The following is a 1,447-nucleotide window of genomic DNA, read 5'->3' on the forward strand; positions in this document are numbered from 1 at the left end:
CCAGGGTTAATGGCTTTGTCCCGTAATCGGTGGTAGCCGTGCGTCACTGGTGCCAGGCTGGGGTGTGCTGGAGATCGACGCTCTTGCGGGTGTGGTGTTTTCGGGGTTGTCTGCCCTGGTCATCGAGGGTGTGGTGGACGAGGGCGATCTGATCCGGGTGGTGGCGCGGACTCGGGACGATCCCGTGCTGTGTCCGGTGTGCGCGACGCCGACCGGCCGGGTGCATGGGTTTTGCGGCCGGATGGTCGCGGACCTTCCCGTGGATGGCCGGCGGGTATCGGTGCGGGTGCGGCGGATGGCCTGCCCGGTGTGGAGTTGCTCGCGGCGGACGTTCCGGGAGCAGGTGCCCGGGCTGCTGGAGCGCTACCAACGCCGGACGAACCGACTCGCCGACCAGTTGGGCGCGGTGGTCAGAGAGCCCGCGAGGCAGGGCGAGTGCCCGGCTGTCCCGGGCCTTGGGCGTGCAGGTAGCGCGGTCGACCGCGTTGCGGCTGCTCAGGCGACTGCCGCTGCCTGCGGTCAGAGTGCCGCGAGTGCTGGGCGTCGATGACTTCGCGTTGAGACGCCGCCACCGGTACGCCACGATCCTCATTGACGCCGAGACGGGGACGCGGATCGACGTGCCGCCAGGTCGCGGCGCCGAGGTGCTAGAGGTGTGGCTGCGTGCCCATCCCGGCGTGGAGATCGTCTGCCGGGACGGTTCCCTCACCTATGGGGTTGGCCTGCTGGAATGCGCCCGCCGACTCGACGTGTCCCTGAACACCATCAAACGCTACGCCCGCAGGAGCGAGCCTGAGGAAGTCCGCCGTGCTCCGCGCTACCGACAGACCCTCGTCGACCCCTACCGCGACCACCTGCGCGCCCGCCGCGCTGAGGATCCGGCCGTCCCGGTGATGCGGCTGTTCCATGAGATCAAGGAACTCGGCTACACCGGCAGCCTCAACCTCCTCTACCGCTACCTCACCCAGGGCCGAGCCGAAGGCGACCGGCCCGTCATCACTGCCCGCCGTCTCACCCGGCTCTTGCTCACAGGCCCTGACCGGCTACGCGACACCGACACCGATCTGCTGCGAGATCTCACCGCCGCATGCCCCGAGCCGGCCGCATTCGCCCGTCTCATCCCACGCCTTCGCTGAGCTGATCACCCCCGCCGTCGGAAACGACACCCAGCTCACCGCATGGATCACCGCCGCACGCGCTGCCGACCTACCTCACCTGCACAGCTTCACCAACGGACTGGAGCTCGACCGCACAGCCGCCAATGCCGCTCTCACCCTGCCCCGCCACAACGGCCGGACCGAAGGCGTCAACACCCGCACGAAAAGGATCATGAGACAGATGCACGGCCGCGCCGGATTCGACCTCCTTCGCCACCGCATCCTCCTCCCGTGACCATCACCCAGCGCTACCACCGATTACGGGACAGAGCCGTTCGCTGGACAGACCC

At 68.5% G+C, this 1,447-nt stretch carries 1 pseudogene; it reads left to right on the top strand.

Annotated elements, in window-relative coordinates:
* Positions 1–64 precede the first annotated feature (64 nt).
* Positions 65–1,392 (top strand): annotated as a pseudogene (locus tag ACSC1Q_RS42930) (ISL3 family transposase).
* Positions 1,393–1,447: the final 55 nt, after the last annotated feature.

It is taken from the genome of Streptosporangium heterodermiicola (assembly GCF_051390675.1).
GTDB lineage: Bacteria > Actinomycetota > Actinomycetes > Streptosporangiales > Streptosporangiaceae > Streptosporangium.